The following is an 18485-nucleotide window of genomic DNA, read 5'->3' as shown; positions in this document are numbered from 1 at the left end:
CACATTTGCAATGTCTATAAACAGATTAGAAAAACTTCAGGAATTCTTAAAAGCAGAACCAAACGATCCGTTCTTAAAATATGCTTTAGCTACCGAATACCTTCGATTAAATAACCACGAAGAAGCATTAAAGTTTTATATTGATCTGGTAAAAAATCATGAAGACTATATAGGTACATATTATCATCTGGGAAAGCTGTATGAAGGACTTGGTAAGAAAGAAGAAGCTTTTGAGACCTATGAAAAAGGAATTGAAATAGCCAGAAAAATAAAAGATAATCATGCTTTAAGTGAACTTTTGGGAGTTTATAATAACTTGCAGGATGAACTGTATGACTAGATGAGAAAAAGACATATTATTTTTTTGAGAGATGTACTTTGGTTTATGCTCACTTCTTTTGGTGGTGCACAAGCCCATTTAGCTATTCTTTTGAATGATTTTGTGATTAAGCGGAGATATTTAAGTGAAGAAGAGCTGCTTGAACTGAATTCTCTTACACAAATATTGCCAGGTCCTGCATCTACACAAACATTGGTAGGCATTGCTTATAAGGTAGGAGGTTATTATCTGGCAATTCTCACTTTTTTGATATGGATTTTACCCTCTGCGGGTATCATGTGCTTTGTGGCAATAACCTACAAAGAGTTTTCTTTAAAAGATGAATTTACACAAATTAACAAACTAATTCAGCCTTTGGCGTTGGGTATTGTAGCTTTTGGTGCTTTTTCTTTTGGCAAAAAGATATTAAAATCAAATGTAACAGTAAGTCTTGCGGTTATTGCAGCAATATCCTCTTTAATTTTAAAAAATGCTTATGTATTTCCCATTATGATATTAGTTGGCGGAATTGTAACGTCTGCCACAGAAAGTAAATGGGACGAATCCCAAATCAGGATGTCTTTATTCTCTAAAATCAATAAGAAGAAGATGCTCTATTTTGTAGGAGTTCTTTTACTGTTTGGACTTTTGGGAACAATTATTAACAGAACTTCACCTTTTAGTTTACCTGTAAGGATGTTCGAAAACTTTTATCGTAACGGTATCCTGATTTTTGGAGGTGGAAATGTCTTGATTCCGTTAATGTATACAGAGTTTGTAGAAATGAAAAGGTATTTGTCCGGGTCTGAGTTTCTGACAGGCTATGCGGTACAACAAGCTATTCCGGGACCTACCTTTTCTTTTACTTCCTATTTAGGAGCAATGACCTTTGCCAATCAGGGATATGGAGTCTTTGCGCAAATTTGGGGTGCATTCATAGCCGTTTTCGGAATCAATCTACCTGGCTTAATATTGATGCTTTTTATAGTTCCGTTTTGGGAAGACCTTAAGAAAATCAATATGATTAAGAATTCACTTTCGGGGGTAAATGCAGTAGGAGTAGGGTTTATGGTTGCCGCTTTTATTCTCTTATTGGTTCCAACCGAAATCAATTTTCTTTCGGTTTTGATCATGCTTATCACCTTTCTTTTGCTGTACTTCACTAAAATAAAAACTCCTTACCTTATTTTGGCAGGAGTTTTAATCGGATATTTTCTTCAATAGAAACGGAAAATTGTCGAATTTTAACTTGAAACATTAAAACGGAGCATCTTCTTCCGTATCCCAGTTTTTAGGCTTTAATGTAATAGTATCAAATTGAGAAGAAGGAGTCATACTGAATGGATCTGCGTTTACGCCAGATTCCAAAGCAGGTGCGCCCATGGCTCCGTACCCATCTTCCAAATCGGCAAATTTCACATACTTACCAATAAATCTTAACGGAACAATACCCGTTTCACCATTTCTATGTTTTGCAATAATAACTTCGCCAACACCTGCAGTTGGGTTACCATTTTCATCCTGATCTAAGCCATAATATTCCGGACGATAAAGGAATAATACCATGTCGGCATCCTGTTCAATCGCTCCGGATTCACGCAAGTCGGAAAGCATGGGCCTTTTAGCACCGCCAGGTCTGCTTTCAACAGCCCTACTTAACTGAGAAAGTGCTATTACCGGAATTTCCAATTCTTTTGCTACTTGTTTTAAAGCCCTGGAAATGCTGGAAATCTCCTGTTCACGGTTACCGCCACCTTTTCCGTCAGATTTACCACTCATTAACTGTAAGTAGTCAATAATCACCATCTGAATATCGTATTGAGATTTCAAACGACGACATTTTGCTCTAAATTCGAAGATGTTAAGCGCAGGAGTATCGTCTAAAATAATTGGAGCTTCGCTTAAATTACCAATTTTAGAAGTCAACTGATGCCATTCCCAATCCAATAATTTTCCTTTACGGATTTTTTCCTGCTCTATTTCTGCTTCACCCGCAATAAGACGGTTTGTTAACTGAACAGAAGACATCTCTAAAGAGAAAACTACTACGGCCTTTTTGAATTGTACAGCAGCATTTCTGGCGCAGCTTAATACGAAAGCTGTTTTACCCATTGCAGGTCTCGCCGCAATAATAACAAGGTCAGACTTTTGCCAGCCATTGGTCATTCTGTCCAGGGCAGTAAATCCCGAAGGCACACCGGTTAAGGAATCGTCTTTGTCTTTTAAAGATTCTAGAATCTTCACAGATTCTTTCACCACATCGTCCATCTTTCTGGAATCGCGACGTAAGTTATTCTGAGCTATATCGAAGAGGTTTTTTTCGGCATAGTCCAGAAGTTCGAACACATCGCTGGTATCTTCGTAAGACTGGTTAATGATGTCTGTAGAAATCCTTATTAATTCTCTTTGAATAAATTTTTGAGAAATAATACGGGCATGATATTCAATATTTGCTGCAGACGCAACTCTGTTAGTTAATTCTGTAATGTAAAAAGCACCCCCAACCATCTCTAAATCTCCTTGTTTTCTTAGTTGAGATACAACTGTAAGAATATCTACGGGAGAAGATTGAGTAAACAGGGTTTGTATAGCTTCGAATATTTTTTGGTGAGCTTCCTTATAGAAAACGTTTGGTTTTAATATATCAATAACTGTAGATAACGCATCCTTTTCTATCATCAAAGCGCCCAACACCGCTTCTTCTAAATCTAATGCCTGTGGCGGCAATTTTCCTAAGGTTGAAGCCGGAGCAGGTGCACTTAATCTAGATCTTCTATCTCTACTAACAGGTAATTTATTGGATTCTGCATCAAAACTCATTTTACAAAAGTAGGCTTTTTTTCGACTACAAACAGCCCTTCTAAACACAGGTCTGTAACACTAATGTTGAATATGACTGAAAATGAGGATTTAGAGATGTTGTTTTAAACATCGAATGTTGATAACTTGTTAGGAATGTCATTTTTCATTGTTCTTTATGTGAATAAAATAGATGTTGATAAAAAAATGATATGTTTATTAGTCGGCTGTATAATATGTTGTGGTTCACTGTTAGCAATCAATTTTTAGCTATCTTTGCGCCCTATGCAGGACAGGAACTATAAAAGACATGAGCCCAGAGAATCAAATCAAATGATATTTGGGATTAGAGCGGTTATTGAGGCGATTAAAGCAGGCAGAGATATCGAATCTCTTTTTATACAGAGAGGGCTAACAGGAGGTTTGTATACCGAACTGAAAACATTGCTAAGAGAATATGATATTCCGTCTCATCAGGTTCCTGTAGAGAAATTGAATCGCATTACTGCTAAGAACCATCAGGGAGTAGTTGCTTTTATTTCTCCTATTACATATCAGAAAATAGAAGATATTATTCCTGTTATCTATGAGAATGGAAAAACTCCTTTAGTACTTCTTTTAGACAATATTACCGATGTCAGAAACTTTGGAGCTATTGTAAGAACGGCAGAATGTGCGGGTGTACATGCTATCGTAATTCCAAAGAAAGGTGCTGCACAGATTAATCCGGATGCTGTAAAAACTTCGGCTGGAGCCCTTTATAAAGTGCCTGTTTGCAGACATGACAACTTATTGGCTGTGCTGAGATTTTTGAAAGACTCAGGTCTCCAGATTGTGTCTTGTACCGAGAAGACGGATGATTTGATATATAAGCCAGATTATACAGCGCCAACGGCCGTTATAATGGGCGCAGAGGACGAAGGAATTTCTTTCGATCTAATCAGAAATTCTGATTACTTAACCAAGATTCCAATGGCTGGTGAAATAGAATCTTTGAATGTATCTGTTTCAGCTGGAATTATTCTTTATGAGGCGGTTAGACAACGGATGTAGGAACTTTTAGAGAAGGGCGACTAAAATAACGGGTTGCCTTATCTGATCTGTTTCAATTGCTTTTTAGGTACTGTTTTTTGTAAACTGACTGAATCATAATAAATCATCAATATGTAGATTCCATGAATTGGAAGAATACTGGTGTTCTCTTTCTAAAAAAGTACTCATATTATATTCTTATTATAATAAAATGCCTTATTTCTAACTGATTATAATGTTAAATAAATGGAAAAGCTACATTCATAATCAGCAATTACCAATTTTAGAAATATGAGGTGAACAGTACTCTAAATATAGGAAAATATCTTTTTCATACTCTCATAAGCACTCTAATGGGAGCCACCTTCACAGAATCGTATTGGATTTAGCCCTATGATTTTTAGTATAAAAATCGCTTCAATATCTTTTTTTAAAAATACTTTTTATTGGTTGTATAAAATAAGCCAAATGCTTTCGAAAGAAAAAATGTTAAATTATTATGATATATATTTAGATTTTTGAAAATATTATTATATTCGTGTACGTTAACGTTTATATATAATTTTAGTTTTATATAAATAAGCTTCCGTGATAAAGGAAACAAATATAAAGGAAGAGCTATCACAGAAAATTAAATAATTGAAATAGATAGCTTGTTATTTAAGAAAAATGCATTAAGTGTATAGTATTAAAGTATAAATGCACACTTTATTTAGATAAACCAATACTAACTAATTAAATATGATTAAAACTATAAAAGTTGCATTAACGTTTTTTGTAATTGCAATAATTTCGATAACGAATCTAAAGGCCCAATCACATTCTTACACAACTGATTTTAAAATAAAAGGCTTTCATCTCGATTTGCGAATACAGGTAATGAAACCGGAAGCCTTAAAAGCATTTGCTTTAAAATTGAGCAAATCTGGAGTCAATACAATCATTATGGAATATGAAGCAACTTTTCCCTTCGAAAAACATCCGCTTATTCCAAACCGCTATGCATATACAAAGACAGAAATTTCTGATTTTGTAAAATATTGTTCGGGCCTGGGAATAGATGTGATTCCTTTGCAACAAAGTTTTGGACATGTGGAATACATTCTGAGATTTCCGAAATATGCTAAATTACGAGAATCCAATAAGGATTACTCCCAGATTAACCCAATGGAGGAAAAGCTCGCAGGTGAACTCTTTAAGGACCTTTTTTCAGAGATGGCAGAAGTTCATCCCTCTAAATATATTCATATAGGTTGTGATGAAACAAGATTATTAGGATACAGCCCAAGAAGTAAAGCAAAAATGGAAAAATTTGGAGTGGGTAAACTGTATGGCGATTATGTAAAGCTAATCTGCGATGTGGTATTAAAAATGGGAAAAACACCTGTGCTTTGGGCAGATATAGCTTTGAAATATCCTGAATCTTTAAAATCGTTACCCAAAGGCGTTGTTTTTGTTGACTGGAATTATGGTTGGGATTTAAATAAATTTGGTGACCATAAAAAGTTGATGGAAGCAGGTTTCGAAGTATGGGGAGCTCCGTCGCTTCGCTCAAGCCCTGATAATTATAACCTGACAACCTGGGAAAAACATTTTAATAATATCAAAGATTTCATACCTCAGTCAAGAGAGCTTGGGTATACTGGTATGGTTATGACTTCATGGTCTACATCAGGAGTATATTCTTATGTGTATGAAAGCGGATCAGATATAATCGATTTATATGCCATAAGACGGGTTTATCCTTTGTCGGGTTTTAATATCCTGCTGGCAGCCTACCTAAAGGCTATGAATGAAACTAAGGCTTTAGATATTAACCAATTTGTAAAAAAATATACAAAGGACAACTATGGTTTCAATCAGGAACAATCTGCAAAGTTTTTTAATGCACTTACGGCGGTACCGTATCAAATAAGTCAGGGTAAAATTAGCGGACAAAAAGATATGTCTATTAAACAACTGCTTGATAGTGTCAAGCATGTTGAAAATGTTTTTAACGAGCTTAAACCACTGAGGAACAAAGAAGAGTTTGAACATTATCGTTTAATAGCAAAAACACGCAGATTATACGTTTCTTACCAATATTTAGAACAGCGAGCAAATAATCCGGAATTTACTTCAGGTCAGATCTCTGTTCTACTTCCAGAATTAAGAAACATTATCGCAGAAACGAATAAATTAAACAGCCAATATTTAAAAATAAACAGTAAGGAATTTTATGCTTCGGAGCTTAAGGTAGATAATGACTTGCGTTTGTCAAAAATGCAAATGTTGTATGACCGTCTTTCCAGAAAACGTTAATCGGATTTTTTGGGCTTTTTGTTTTGAGAGGGTGTTCCAAAATTAACGCTTTTGCCCGGCCGAACAGATTCGAAGCCTCTTTAATGTTACTCAGAAATACATTTCGACTTCATTCTATGTGACAGTTGAGACTTTTCGGATAGCCTTTCTTTTTTTGTTTCATCCTTTGGTGAATAGGAGAGCAGGCTAGCCTGATTGATTATGGAAATATTTTAAAAGTTAGCTGGTGATAGGAATTATCTACAGAATTTTAAAGCATCAATTATAAATTCTAACTATTAAACAGATAAAAAGTGATTATGAATTTTTTGGTTTTTAAAATATAATTATTAAATTACGGTAACGTACACATTAGCTTTTTGTATCGATAAATTATAACCGGAATAATAAATGAAAATTAACAAATACAATAGACGTGAATTTATTCAAAAAGGAGCAATAGGTAGTGTTGCATTAGGGCTTTCTAATGTTTTGATGCCTTTTATAAGTAATGCCGCCACACAAAATGTTGTTAAGGTTGGAATAATTGGCTTAGATACATCTCATAGTACAGCTTTTACAAAGATGCTGAATGCCGAAAATGCAGACCCGCTTTTTGCAGGTTTTAAAGTTGTAGCCGCATATCCCAAAGGGAGCGAGAAAATCGAAGCAAGTGCTTCCAGAATAGACGGCTATACTAAAGAAGTCCAGAAATACGGTGTAGAAATAGTTTCTTCTATTAAAGAATTGCTGAAAAAGATCGATGTGATACTACTGGAATCCAATGATGGCACTATACGTTTAGAACAAACGCTCCAGGTCATTAAGGCAAGAAAACCAATATTTATAGATAAACCTGTAGCTGCATCTCTGAAAGATGTGATTACGATTTATGAAGAGGCCAGAAAATATAAAGTTCCTGTGTTTTCTTCATCTTCATTAAGATATTTTGAAAATGTAAATGATTTATCAATAAATAAAACAGGGAAAATAACAGGCGCAGATACCTATAGTCCAGCATTGCTGGAGCCATCGCATCCAGATTTTTTTTGGTACGGAATACATGGAATAGAAATGTTGTACGCAGTATTAGGTACAGGTTGTAAATCTGTTTCAAGGAAACATACAAAAGACACCGATATAGTGATGGGGATTTGGGATGATGACAAAATAGGTACATTTCGTGGAACCAGATCAGGAAAAAAGGGATATGGAGGGGTAGTGTTCGGCGAAAAAACAATTACGAATATAATATCACCTAAAAACGGTTATAAAAACCTACTTATAGAAATTGTAAAGTTTTTTAAAACGGGAATATCTCCGGTTAGTGAAGAAGAAACCATAGAAATTTACGCATTTATGGCGGCGGCAGATGAAAGTAAAAGATTAAATGGTGCTCCGGTAGATATTAAGGAGATCATCATTAAGGCAAAAAAAGAAATAAAACACTAAAAAATGTCAGAGAATTCAATAAACAGAAGAAAGTTTGTGGCCAGTAGTGCTTTGGCACTTGGAGGTTTAATGGCAATGGAAATGCCATTGTTTGGCGCAACAATTTCGGCCAGTAATACTATTCGGGTTGGAGTAATTGGTACTGGTAAAAGAGGACTTGGATTGATTAATATGGTAGAACAGGTGCCAGGTTTAAAAGTGGTAGCTTGCTGTGATATAATTCCCGAGAATCTTAATGCAGCAATGACAAAGGTTGGTGCAAAAGCGAAATCATACACAGATTATGAAAAATTGCTGGCCGATAAAAATGTGGATGCCGTGATTATTGCTACTCCTTTATATTTGCATCACCCTATGGCAGTGGATGCTTTGTCGGCAAAAAAACATGTTTATGTAGAAAAATCAATGGCTTTTACAATAGATCAGGCCCTGGATTTAGTTAAGAGAGTAAGAACCTCAAAACAGGTTTTCCAGGTAGGTTTCCAATACAGAAATTTTGAACTTTACCATAAGATTAAAGAGGTAATTCAAAAAGGATGGATAGGGGATACTTATAGTTTTGAATGTCAATACAATCGAAATTCAGATTGGAGCTATCCTGTTAAAGATCCAAAATTAGAAAGAGTAATCAATTGGAGGAAATATAGAGATCTTTGTGGGGGACCTTTATCTGAGTTATGTGCGCATCAGATTGATGCAGTGAACTACATCACAGATAGCCATCCTATAAAAGCAGTAGGTTTGGGAGGAATTAATTTTTGGAAAGATGGCAGAGAAACATACGATAATGTAAGAACAGTCTATGAATATGCTAACGGAGCAAAAGCAACATATACTTCCATTTTATCGAATGCATTTAATGGATATATGATTAGAATATTGGGAAATAAAGCAACTATTGAGATTGGAAGAAATAAAGCTTATATATATGCAGAGTCTACTAATAATGTTCTGGGAGTTGTTGATGGCGTAACAGGAGCTACCATAGCAAATGCTACACAAGGGAAAAAAACAGAAATCCCTTATTTGCAGCCCGGAACAAAGTCTGTTGAACCAACAATTAATGCGCTTAAAGATTTTTATAATAGTATAATTGATGGAAGAAAACCTGTTTCAAATGTAGAAACGGGAAAAACTTCTGCCATAGCAATTTGCATGGGACTAAATGCAATGGAGACGGAGACTATTCAGCGTTGGAAACCTGAATATTCAATATAAAGTATCTGATATATTCGATCCCAATACAGGACGATAACTTTAGTCCAATACATGATAGAAAAAGTAATTTAAAATTTGCAATTCTATTAAAATTTGAATATCTTACGGGTACGTAAACAAAAGAATTATCTTTTCCGTTATAAACTATTATCCGCTGCTTTCGAATATGTTTACGTGTACGTACACTTTTATTGTTAACCAAGTTATAAACTAAATAAAATAATTATGTGCAGAAAAAAAGTAGAAGTAATAAGCGTTGTTGCTGTTAGCAATAATTAGAGTCTCGTGATGGGGATTATTTCCATCGTTATGCTCAAAACCAAAATTATTTATCCCCATTGTAAACTACTGTTAGCTGTTTTTATAGAACACTATGCGTGTGCGTACACTTTATTATTAACCAAGATGTAAACTTAAACATACAATTATGTGCAAAAAAAAGAAGTGGTATAAAGTATTGCTGTTGCTGGCAATCATTAAGAGTATTATCCTTATGGATTATTCAGCTGTTATTGCTCAGAATCTTAGAGTAATTACAGGTAAAGTATTTGATGCCAAATCTAATGAAACATTACCAGGTGTAAATATTAAGATTAAGGGAGGGAACCTCTCTACAATGACAGATGTCAATGGTAATTTTAGTATTAAGGCAAAAAATACAGATGTGCTTGTATTTACCTCTTTGGGCCACGAAACTATTGAAACGACAGTGGGAGCTCGAACTCAAATTAGAGTTAATTTGGAATTGACTACAAATTCTCTACAAGAAGTCGTCGTCATAGGCTACGGTGCCCAGAAAAAAGAAGATTTAACGGGTGCGGTTGGGATTGTAAAAGTCGAGCAGCTGGAGGCAGCGCCGGTGATGTCTTTTGAGCAGGCGCTGGCCGGGCGTATTGCAGGTGTGCAGGTTAGTTCTTCTGATGGACAACCAGGGGATGGCATGAATATAACCATAAGAGGTGCAGGCTCATTAACTCAGGACACCTCGCCTTTATATGTAGTAGATGGATTTCCAAATGAGCATTTTGACCCGGCATCGTTAAATATGAATGATATAGAATCTATCAACATTTTGAAAGATGCTTCCGCAATTGCCATTTACGGAGCCAGAGCATCTAATGGGGTTGTGGTAATAGAAACCAAAAAAGGTAAAGTGGGTAAACCTGTAATTACCTATAATGGATCTTTTGGTATTCAGGAGATTACGCAACGCGTAGACATGATGAACTCTTATGAATTTGTTAAATATCAAATTGAAAGAAGCTCTTCTTACAAAGCAAGCTATACTCCTGCAGATTTAGATCCTAATCACGCTTCTTATGATCCTGAAGGAAGAACGCTGGAAAGTTATAGAGATATAAAAGGCGTTGATTGGCAAGATAAAGTATTAAGAACAGGAAAAACTTATATCAACAACATAGCCATAAGAGGAGGAACTGGAGGAACACGATATTCAATTTCAGGCTCAATTTTTAATAACGACGCTATCTTTATAAATACGGGGCAAGACAGGTATCAAGGTAGAATTGCATTAGATCAGGATATTAATAAGAAAATATCTGCGGGAATAAACCTGAATTATTCTCAAAGGAGTTATTACGGAAGTCAGGCTGCAGTAGGAAGCAGTGCTTCGGCAGTATCTTCCTATTTATTGTATTCGGTTCTCGGATACAGACCGGTAACTGGACGTATTGATTATACCGAAGAGAACTTATCTGATGACATATTGGATGATGATATAGATCTGCTTAATGACTATAGGGTAAATCCTGTTCTGGATATCTCAAATGAATATGATAAAAAGATGCTTGGCAATTTGGTAGGGAACGCTTATTTAACTTTTAAAATTAATAAGAATTTCACTTTTAAAACCCAAGGATCAATAAATAGCTTAACAAATAATAGGGAGTATTTTTATAACTCTGAAACTAGACGCGGAAATGAAAGATATCCAGGGAATGTGAGAGGACAATGGGGAGGAAAAAATTACTCAGAGAGTTTTATTTGGTCTAACGAAAATACGCTGACTTATAAAAATACCTTCAATAAAAAACATAATGTTGAAGGGTTATTAGGATTTTCTAATCAAAAAGGTATTTCTAAATCGGGAAACTTTGTAGCTATTAATACGCCGGATGAAAATTTAGGAATTGATGGTTTGGGAAAAGGAGAAGCCTATACGATAGGCGGAGTAACCTCAGATTACACATTGCAATCTTATTTTGGTCGGGCTAATTACAATTATCAATCTAGATTTTTTCTAACCGCAACATTTAGAGCCGATGGTTCATCTAAATTCCCTTCAGAAAATAGATGGGGGTATTTCCCTTCGGGTGCCTTTGCTTGGAGAATGTCTAAAGAAAAATTTATAAAAGACATCAAAGTTATTTATGATGCTAAATTGAGAGTTAGCTATGGTTTAACGGGGAATAATAGAGTTTCTAATTATGCTCCGCTTTCTATAGTGGACTTTTCTCAAAGTGCAGCTTCTTATTCCTGGGGAAATGCCGCACCAATTTTAGGAGCTTATTCTGTATCTCCCGGAAATGGAAATTTGAAATGGGAAACTACAGAAGCTTTTGATATAGGATATGACCTCTCTTTATTTAAGAACAAAGTAGAGCTTGTATTCGATTATTACACACGTACAACTAAAGATCTATTATTATATGCCAATATGCCTTATCATACAGGTTACGACAGGGTTTATAAAAATATAGGCTCATTGCGTAATAACGGGCTGGAGTTCAGTTTAAATACAATTAATATTGACAATAAAAATTTTAAGTGGCAGTCGAACTTTAACATCAGTTTCAACAGAAATAAAATTCTGAGTCTTACAGACGGCGAAAATCTGATGCAATCAATTGTTTCCTGGAACCAAAATTTCATCAATACACCTTTATATATATCAGAGGTGGGCCAGCCTGCAGGTCAAATGTTTGGATATATTTGGGAGGGTAATTATCAGTATAGTGATTTTGAAGATGATGGTTCAGGAGTATACACTACATTAAAGCCGGGTATTCCGGTTAATAATCCAGACGGTTCTGCCGTTAGCCCTGGAGACATAAAATACCGCGATTTAAACGGAGATGGGATCATAAATGATAGCGATAGAACAATTATAGGTAGAGGTACCCCTATACATTCTGGCGGATTTTATAATGATTTTTCATATAAAGGATTCAAGTTAGGTGTACTGTTTCAATGGGTATACGGAAATGATATTTTAAATGCAAATAAAATAATGTTTGAAGGAGCCCCTGTAAACAATTTAAACCAGTTTGCCAGCTATGCCAACAGATGGTCACCCGAAAATCCAACTAATGAAAATTATAGAACCGGAGGGCAGGGGCCTGTGAGCAGATATTCTACTAAATATATAGGAGATGGCTCTTTTATAAGACTAAAAACCATAGAGCTGGGATACTATTTGCCCAAAAAGTTATTGTCTAAGCACAAAATAACATCTTTAGGAGTAACGCTATCTGCTCAGAATTTATTCGTATGGGATAATTATTCCGGTTTTGATCCTGAAGTATCGACAAGACCGTCTGTGCTAACACCAGGATTCGATTTTTCTGCCTATCCTCAGGCTAGAACAGTAGTAATGGGATTAAAAATGGGGTTTTAATATAAAAAGCATATAACTATGAACTCGATAAAAATATTAGCAGTGGTATTATTAGCCTTATCTTTTAGCTCTTGTAAGAGCTTTTTAGATACAGAACCACTTTCAGAAAATACATTAGAGAATTTTTACAAAAATGAAAAACAGATAAGAGCAGCATTAGCTGGTGTATACGACAGACTTGCGAGATCGGAAACATATGGAGATAGAATGTTAGGGAGAATGGGATTAGACGCCGATGAAGCATATCACAGCGCATATAGAACTATAGGGGTAGAAACAAATAGTACGTTTGCAAGCGACCCTAATATATCCAAAAACTGGAAATTTTGGTACGATGGTATTAATAGAGCAAACCTTCTTTTAGAAAATTTACATAGAGCAGAGATGGATTCAGTAGAACGGAGAGTAGTAAGAGGAGAAGCTTTGTTTTTAAGAGGTTATTATCACTTCATGTTAGTGAAACATTGGGGAGATATACCTTTAATGACCAAATCAGTATCAGATCCGTCAAATGTTTATGCAGAACGTACACCTGCCAAAGAGGTTTACGAGCAGATAGAAAAAGACATGATAGAAGCAGAGGGACTGGTTAAAACAGCTATGCAGGTAGGGCATGGAGGAAGGATCAACAAGTCTGCAGTGAGAGGAATTCTTGCCCGCGTTTATCTTCATTGGGCAGGCTATCCTATAAAAGACGAGTCAAAATATCAGAATGCGAGAGATTATGCCTATAAAGTTATGCGTCCAGATCCCGACGATGGTTTTCAACATGCATTAAATCCATCTTTTGAAGATGTGTTTATTAAACACTGTACAAATCAATATGATATTAAAGAGTCTATATGGGAAGTAGAGTTTTATGGAAACGGTGTAACAGACAACGGATATTCCGAAACAGGCAGAGTTGGAAGTAATAATGGGATAAGGTATACAGAAGAAGATACAGGTAGAGGAAAGTATGTTTACAGTTATGGAATGATTTTAATAGCTGCTCGTACTTGGTATACCTTTGATAATCCTAATGATTTGATCTCACCAGATGAAAGACGTGATTGGTCTATTGGTAATTACACTATTTCTGGTAGTCCTGCCATAGAAAAAGCCGTTGCAATAAGTACAAAATTAGGTAGATCTAGTGCAAAATGGAGACGTGAGTTAGAACCGGTATATCCAAAATTCAAGAATGCCGGACCAATTAATTATCCGTTACTCAGATATTCTGATGTACTGTTGATGTTTGCAGAGGCAGAGAACCAAATTCACGGTGGACCAACAGTAGATGCTATAAATGCAGTAAATGAGGTAAGAAGGCGGGCCTACGGGAAAGATTTGGGAAATGAGAGTATTAAATTTATCAGTGTAACAAATGTTGGAAGTAATTACATTTCTGCACCTACGGTAACAATTACTGGCGGTGGAGGTTCGGGAGCAACTGCAGAAGCTTTTGTTGACCCTGCTACAAAAAAACTTACTCACCTAAAGGTATTAACTTCTGGTTCAGGCTATACATCAGCACCTGCAATAACTATTTCCGGAGGGGGGGGGAGTGCAGGAGCCGCAACTCCTATTTTAAGTAGCAGGGCTACATCGAATTATTTGTTAGACGAAGCCCTGTATGGAACCTATGAAAAGTTTCAGGAATTTATAGAGCAGGAACGTCTTAGAGAATTATGTTTTGAAAGCCTTAGAAAGGGAGATTTAATACGATGGGGGAAATATTTGGAATACATGGAAAGAGTTAAGAATGACTTCATATTTGGAGATTCAGAGCTAGGTATTCCTGCGGCTCCGTTAACTCATGTCGGTTTAGGGTATTTTCAAAGCGTAGGAAGAAAAGATTTGCTGTGGCCAATACCAAGTTATGATTTGGCATTAAATAGAGGTCTAAAAACTCAAAATTACGGTTATTAAACTATAAGGTATCATGAAAAAGATTTTTTTAATAATGGCAGTACTTTCTGTCGTATTTTTGGTATCGTGTCAGAAATTTGATAACGAAAAACCTTTAACTTTCGATGTCTATTTGGATTCTACAACCTTCAAGGTAGGAGACCCGGTTACTTTTAAGTTCAAAGGAGGAGATGCAAATCAGATCTCGTTTTATTCAGGAGAAGTTGGTAATGATTATGAGTATAGAGATAAAAACCGCATAGATGAGATAAAAAAAGTTTATTTTTCTTTTCAAACGCATAACGTTCCTGTAGGGCAAATAGTATATCCTAATGTATTTGTCTCAACTGATTTCAATGGAGTTTATGATTATGAAAGCGTTTCCAGTGCAACGTGGAAGCCTATATCTCATTTATATAGATGGGGAGCAAATGGTCCATGGCAAACCATGTGGACTTCCTCAGGAAATTCGGAGATAACAAGTTTTATAGAAGAGAATAAACCTTTTTATATAGCTTATCAGGTTAAATCTGATGCACAGCCTAGCGGTACCATATCAAGAAATTGGAGAACAAATTCACATTCTTTAATAGCGGAAACCGTAGGAGGGAATTATATAAGCTTAGCAAATTTTGGAGGCATGAGCTGGAAATTAGTAGACAGATATTTGGAACCTTCTGTAATTTCCACGCAAAGCAGTTCTACTGTTTCGAGTTCAATTATGTTGTTAGGTTATTATAATTCAACTAGTCCAAGATATCGTCAGGAAGCAGAAATTTGGGGGGTATCAAAAAAGTTTGAATCAGGAGAGATCAGTTTAGGATCTTCGAAAAGTGTTTCGCTAAAGCAGTATATAGATATTCCTTTAGAAACACATACTCATTACTATGAAAATCCTGGAACATATAAAGTGGTGTTTTTAGCATCTAATGCCACTATTTCAGGTAGTACTCAGGTGATGAAAGAATTGGAAATAACAGTAAAGCCATAGCATAAATTATGAATTTAGTTAAAAATTGCTTCACAATTTTAATATTCATCCTATTTAGCGGGGTATACTTAAGTTCTTATGCATCAAAAGATAAACTGTACAAAAAATCTAAGTGGGAGATTTTAAATACCGAAAAATGGAGGGGAATAAATTCAGAGGATTTCCCTTCCTCTGGTTGGATTTCTAAAGGGAATACAATAACGGTACTGTCCGGTAAGAATGGTGGAGACATCATTACAAAAGAAAAGTACAGTGATTTTGAACTGGTACTTGAATTTAATCTTACTCAATCTGCTAACAGTGGTATAAAATATTTTGTAGAAATAATTCAAAATCCTAAAAATAAAAAAGTAATCGGGATGGGCCCCGAATATCAGGTCATAGATGACTTTAACCATAAAGAAGTAAAAGATAACCAGTTTTCAGCGGGTTCTACAGGAGCACTATATTTACTTTATAAGCCTTCAAAGGTGAAAAAACTATTACCGGCAGGTAAATGGAATAAAGTAAGGATAATAGCAAAAGGTGGACAAGTTGAGCATTGGTTGAATGGGGAAAAAGTTGTGAGTTACGAGAGAGGAAGTGGAGAGTTTAGAAAATTAGTAGCTGCAAGTAAGTTTAAAGATGTTAAAGGTTATGGCGAAGCGAAAGAAGGTTACATATTATTACAGGAACACAAAGACGAGGCAAGTTTTAGAAATATAAAAATTAGAAGATTATAATGAAAAAATTTACAGCTCCGGGTTTATCATTGCTACTTACGCTATTTGCTGAGTGTTTATACGGTCAGGAAGATCTTCAAGTCAGACAACAATATTTGACTGATTTAAAGAAAATTATTATTGACCAAAGATTTCAACAGAATACGAGGAGAGCCACGCTGAAAGACAGTACGTGGGTAGAATGGCTGAACCGTACAGGAGAATTGCCACCCAATTTTTCTAAAATGAAATCCACTCCCTTCTTGCCAGACCCTCTGATTTATGAAAAAGATGGAAAGGAGTATCCTGTGAAAACGAAAGAACAATGGGAAAATAAGAAGAAATGGATTAGGGAGCAATACAAATACTGGGTTTCAGGGAATTTTCCTGAAAAACCAAATAATCTGAAAAGTGAAGTATTATTAGACTCAGTTTCAAATGGGGTTAGAATTCAGAAAATATTATTGAGCTTTGGCCCATCCCATTCTGCAAAATTACATTTAGAACTCTGGCTGCCAGAAGGTAAACAAAACCTGCCTGTCTTTTTAACACAATTTACTCATAAAGACTGGGGCAGACTGGCTGTAAGACGAGGATATGCAGCATGCATCTATGCTGCGAGTGACGGTTGGGATGACACACAGGCTTTTCAGAGAATCTACCCTGACTATGATTTCAGCTGTCTGATGCGAAGAGCCTGGGGCGCATCAAGAATAGTAGATTATCTGTATACCAGACCGGAAATTAACAAGAACCAGATTGCCATAACAGGGCATTCGCGAAACGGTAAGCAATCTTTATGGGCGGCGGCATTTGATGAAAGAATTTCGGCAGTAGTATCCAGCAGTTCCAGCACCGGGGGAGATGCGCCCTGGCGTTTTGGAGATCCGCAATATGCAAGTGAGACTTTAGACCTGGTCACGGCAGCCAATGTCCATTGGTTTCATCCAAGATTGAGATTTTTCTTTGGAAACGAGGATAAGTTACCTATAGACCAGAATTCCTTAGGAGCTTTAATAGCACCAAGACCGCTATTGTATCACTATTCTGTAACAGAAAGAGGGCTTAATGCATGGGCGAATGAGCAAAATTATTATGCGGTAAAAAAAGTATATGAATTCTTTAATGCAGGCGACAATATTGGTGTTCATACAAGAAAAGGAGAACATGCAGTGGCCGCTAGAGATGTAGAATTTACTTTAGATTTTTTAGATAAACAATTTAAAAGAAACAATGTAACATGGTACAACAGGCTATTCTATACTTATGATTTTAACGATTGGCTTTCGCAACATAAAGAATTAAGCAATACAGCAAAAACCTTAAAAACAATAGCAGTTAAATCTAAATATAAAAACGTCAAAGAGTTTGAGAATGATAAAGCAGATATCCTAAAGAACATCAATTGGTTGTTGGGAGATGAACCCGGAGGAGTAAAACCAGATAAGGTTGACATTGCAATTAAGGCAAGATATGATTGGATTGAATCTATCATAGGAAGGCCAGAACCTAAAAACGGAATTGATAAATATTATGGTCCCTACACTGCCTTTGGAGATCACCTTCCGGTAAGAGTATATTTTCCTAAAAACAAGCAAGGTAAAATAGAAAATAAAAATTATCCGGTGGTCATTTATCTCCATGAATATGCGCACTCTACAGGATATTCTAAAGGATATAATAAAACGAATGGTTCTTCATCAAACCATATTTTGTTTTCAGAACTTCTTGCTAATGGTTATGCGGTAGCTGCTTTCGATATGTTTGGTTTTGGTACCAGACTGGAAGAAGCTGTTAATTTCTATCAACGAAATCCTTCCTGGTCTAAAATGGGGAAAATGGTAGCAGATGTAAGAAGCGTACTTGATGGCCTTAATAAAATAGACAATATCGATAAAGACAACATCTTTATATTGGGTAATACATTGGGAGGTATCGTCGGAACATATACTGCCGCTTTAGACAAAAGGGTAAAAGCTCTGGCTTCGGTAGCAGGTTTTTCACCATATAGAAGTTCTTCAAATCAGTATGAATCCATCAAAAACATGTCCCATTTACATGGGCTCATTCCAAGATTAGGTTTATTTGCAGATTCTCCCGAAAAAGCTCCTGTTGATTTTAGTGAGATTATTTCTACCATAGCGCCCAGATCAGTAATGATAGTCG

At 35.8% G+C, this 18485-nt stretch carries 12 protein-coding genes; 11 read left to right on the top strand and 1 reads right to left on the bottom strand.

The window, feature by feature from the left end; all coding sequences use genetic code 11:
- The first annotated feature begins 10 nt into the window (after window positions 1–10).
- Together ABWO41_RS01275 and chrA are read left to right on the top strand one after the other, a co-directional pair.
- Window positions 11–340, top strand: coding sequence for a tetratricopeptide repeat protein (locus tag ABWO41_RS01275; RefSeq protein ID WP_353132261.1), 330 nt, complete (start codon window positions 11–13; stop codon window positions 338–340).
- Window positions 341–1543 (top strand): chromate efflux transporter, encoded by a 1203-nt coding sequence (chrA, locus tag ABWO41_RS01270; RefSeq protein ID WP_353132259.1) that lies wholly within the window; start codon window positions 341–343, stop codon window positions 1541–1543.
- A gap of 33 nt (window positions 1544–1576) precedes the next feature.
- Here the strand turns inward: chrA and dnaB are convergent, their stop codons facing one another.
- Window positions 1577–3139, bottom strand: a complete 1563-nt coding sequence (gene dnaB / locus ABWO41_RS01265) for a replicative DNA helicase (RefSeq protein ID WP_353132257.1) — start codon at window positions 3137–3139, stop codon at window positions 1577–1579.
- A gap of 312 nt (window positions 3140–3451) precedes the next feature.
- On the opposite strand from dnaB, the gene rlmB reads away from it, so the two are divergent.
- The 9 genes from rlmB to ABWO41_RS01220 form a co-directional block, all read left to right on the top strand.
- Window positions 3452–4171, top strand: a complete 720-nt coding sequence (gene rlmB, locus ABWO41_RS01260) for a 23S rRNA (guanosine(2251)-2'-O)-methyltransferase RlmB (RefSeq protein WP_502945623.1) — start codon at window positions 3452–3454, stop codon at window positions 4169–4171.
- Between the two features lie 720 nt (window positions 4172–4891).
- Window positions 4892–6451: a family 20 glycosylhydrolase gene (locus ABWO41_RS01255; protein WP_353132254.1), complete on the top strand. Its 1560-nt coding sequence runs from the start codon at window positions 4892–4894 to the stop codon at window positions 6449–6451.
- A gap of 390 nt (window positions 6452–6841) precedes the next feature.
- Complete coding sequence (locus ABWO41_RS01250) at window positions 6842–7882, top strand: Gfo/Idh/MocA family protein (protein WP_353132252.1); 1041 nt, start codon at window positions 6842–6844, stop codon at window positions 7880–7882.
- Window positions 7883–7885: 3 nt separating this feature from the next.
- Window positions 7886–9100, top strand: a complete 1215-nt coding sequence (locus tag ABWO41_RS01245; RefSeq protein ID WP_353132250.1) for a Gfo/Idh/MocA family protein — start codon at window positions 7886–7888, stop codon at window positions 9098–9100.
- 427 nt (window positions 9101–9527) lie between these two features.
- Window positions 9528–12737 carry a SusC/RagA family TonB-linked outer membrane protein gene (locus ABWO41_RS01240; protein WP_353132249.1) on the top strand — a complete coding sequence of 1070 codons (3210 nt, stop codon included), beginning with the start codon at window positions 9528–9530 and terminating at the stop codon, window positions 12735–12737.
- 18 nt (window positions 12738–12755) lie between these two features.
- The gene (locus ABWO41_RS01235) at window positions 12756–14648 is read left to right on the top strand and encodes a RagB/SusD family nutrient uptake outer membrane protein (RefSeq protein WP_353132248.1); all 1893 of its coding nucleotides are present in this window, start codon (window positions 12756–12758) and stop codon (window positions 14646–14648) included.
- Window positions 14649–14661: 13 nt separating this feature from the next.
- Window positions 14662–15618, top strand: coding sequence for a DUF5017 domain-containing protein (locus ABWO41_RS01230; protein WP_353132247.1), 957 nt, complete (start codon window positions 14662–14664; stop codon window positions 15616–15618).
- Between the two features lie 8 nt (window positions 15619–15626).
- Window positions 15627–16340 carry a 3-keto-disaccharide hydrolase gene (locus tag ABWO41_RS01225; RefSeq protein ID WP_353132246.1) on the top strand — a complete coding sequence of 238 codons (714 nt, stop codon included), beginning with the start codon at window positions 15627–15629 and terminating at the stop codon, window positions 16338–16340.
- A partial coding sequence (locus ABWO41_RS01220; protein ID WP_353132245.1) for an alpha/beta hydrolase family protein occupies window positions 16340–18485 on the top strand: 2146 nt, incomplete at its 3' end. The genes ABWO41_RS01225 and ABWO41_RS01220, both read left to right, overlap by 1 nt.

The organism is Pseudopedobacter sp., from assembly GCF_040392825.1.
In the GTDB taxonomy this organism is placed as follows: Bacteria; Bacteroidota; Bacteroidia; order Sphingobacteriales; family Sphingobacteriaceae; genus Pseudopedobacter.
The sequence above is the reverse complement of the archived record's forward strand: the minus strand, read 5'-3'. Positions and strand labels throughout refer to the sequence as shown.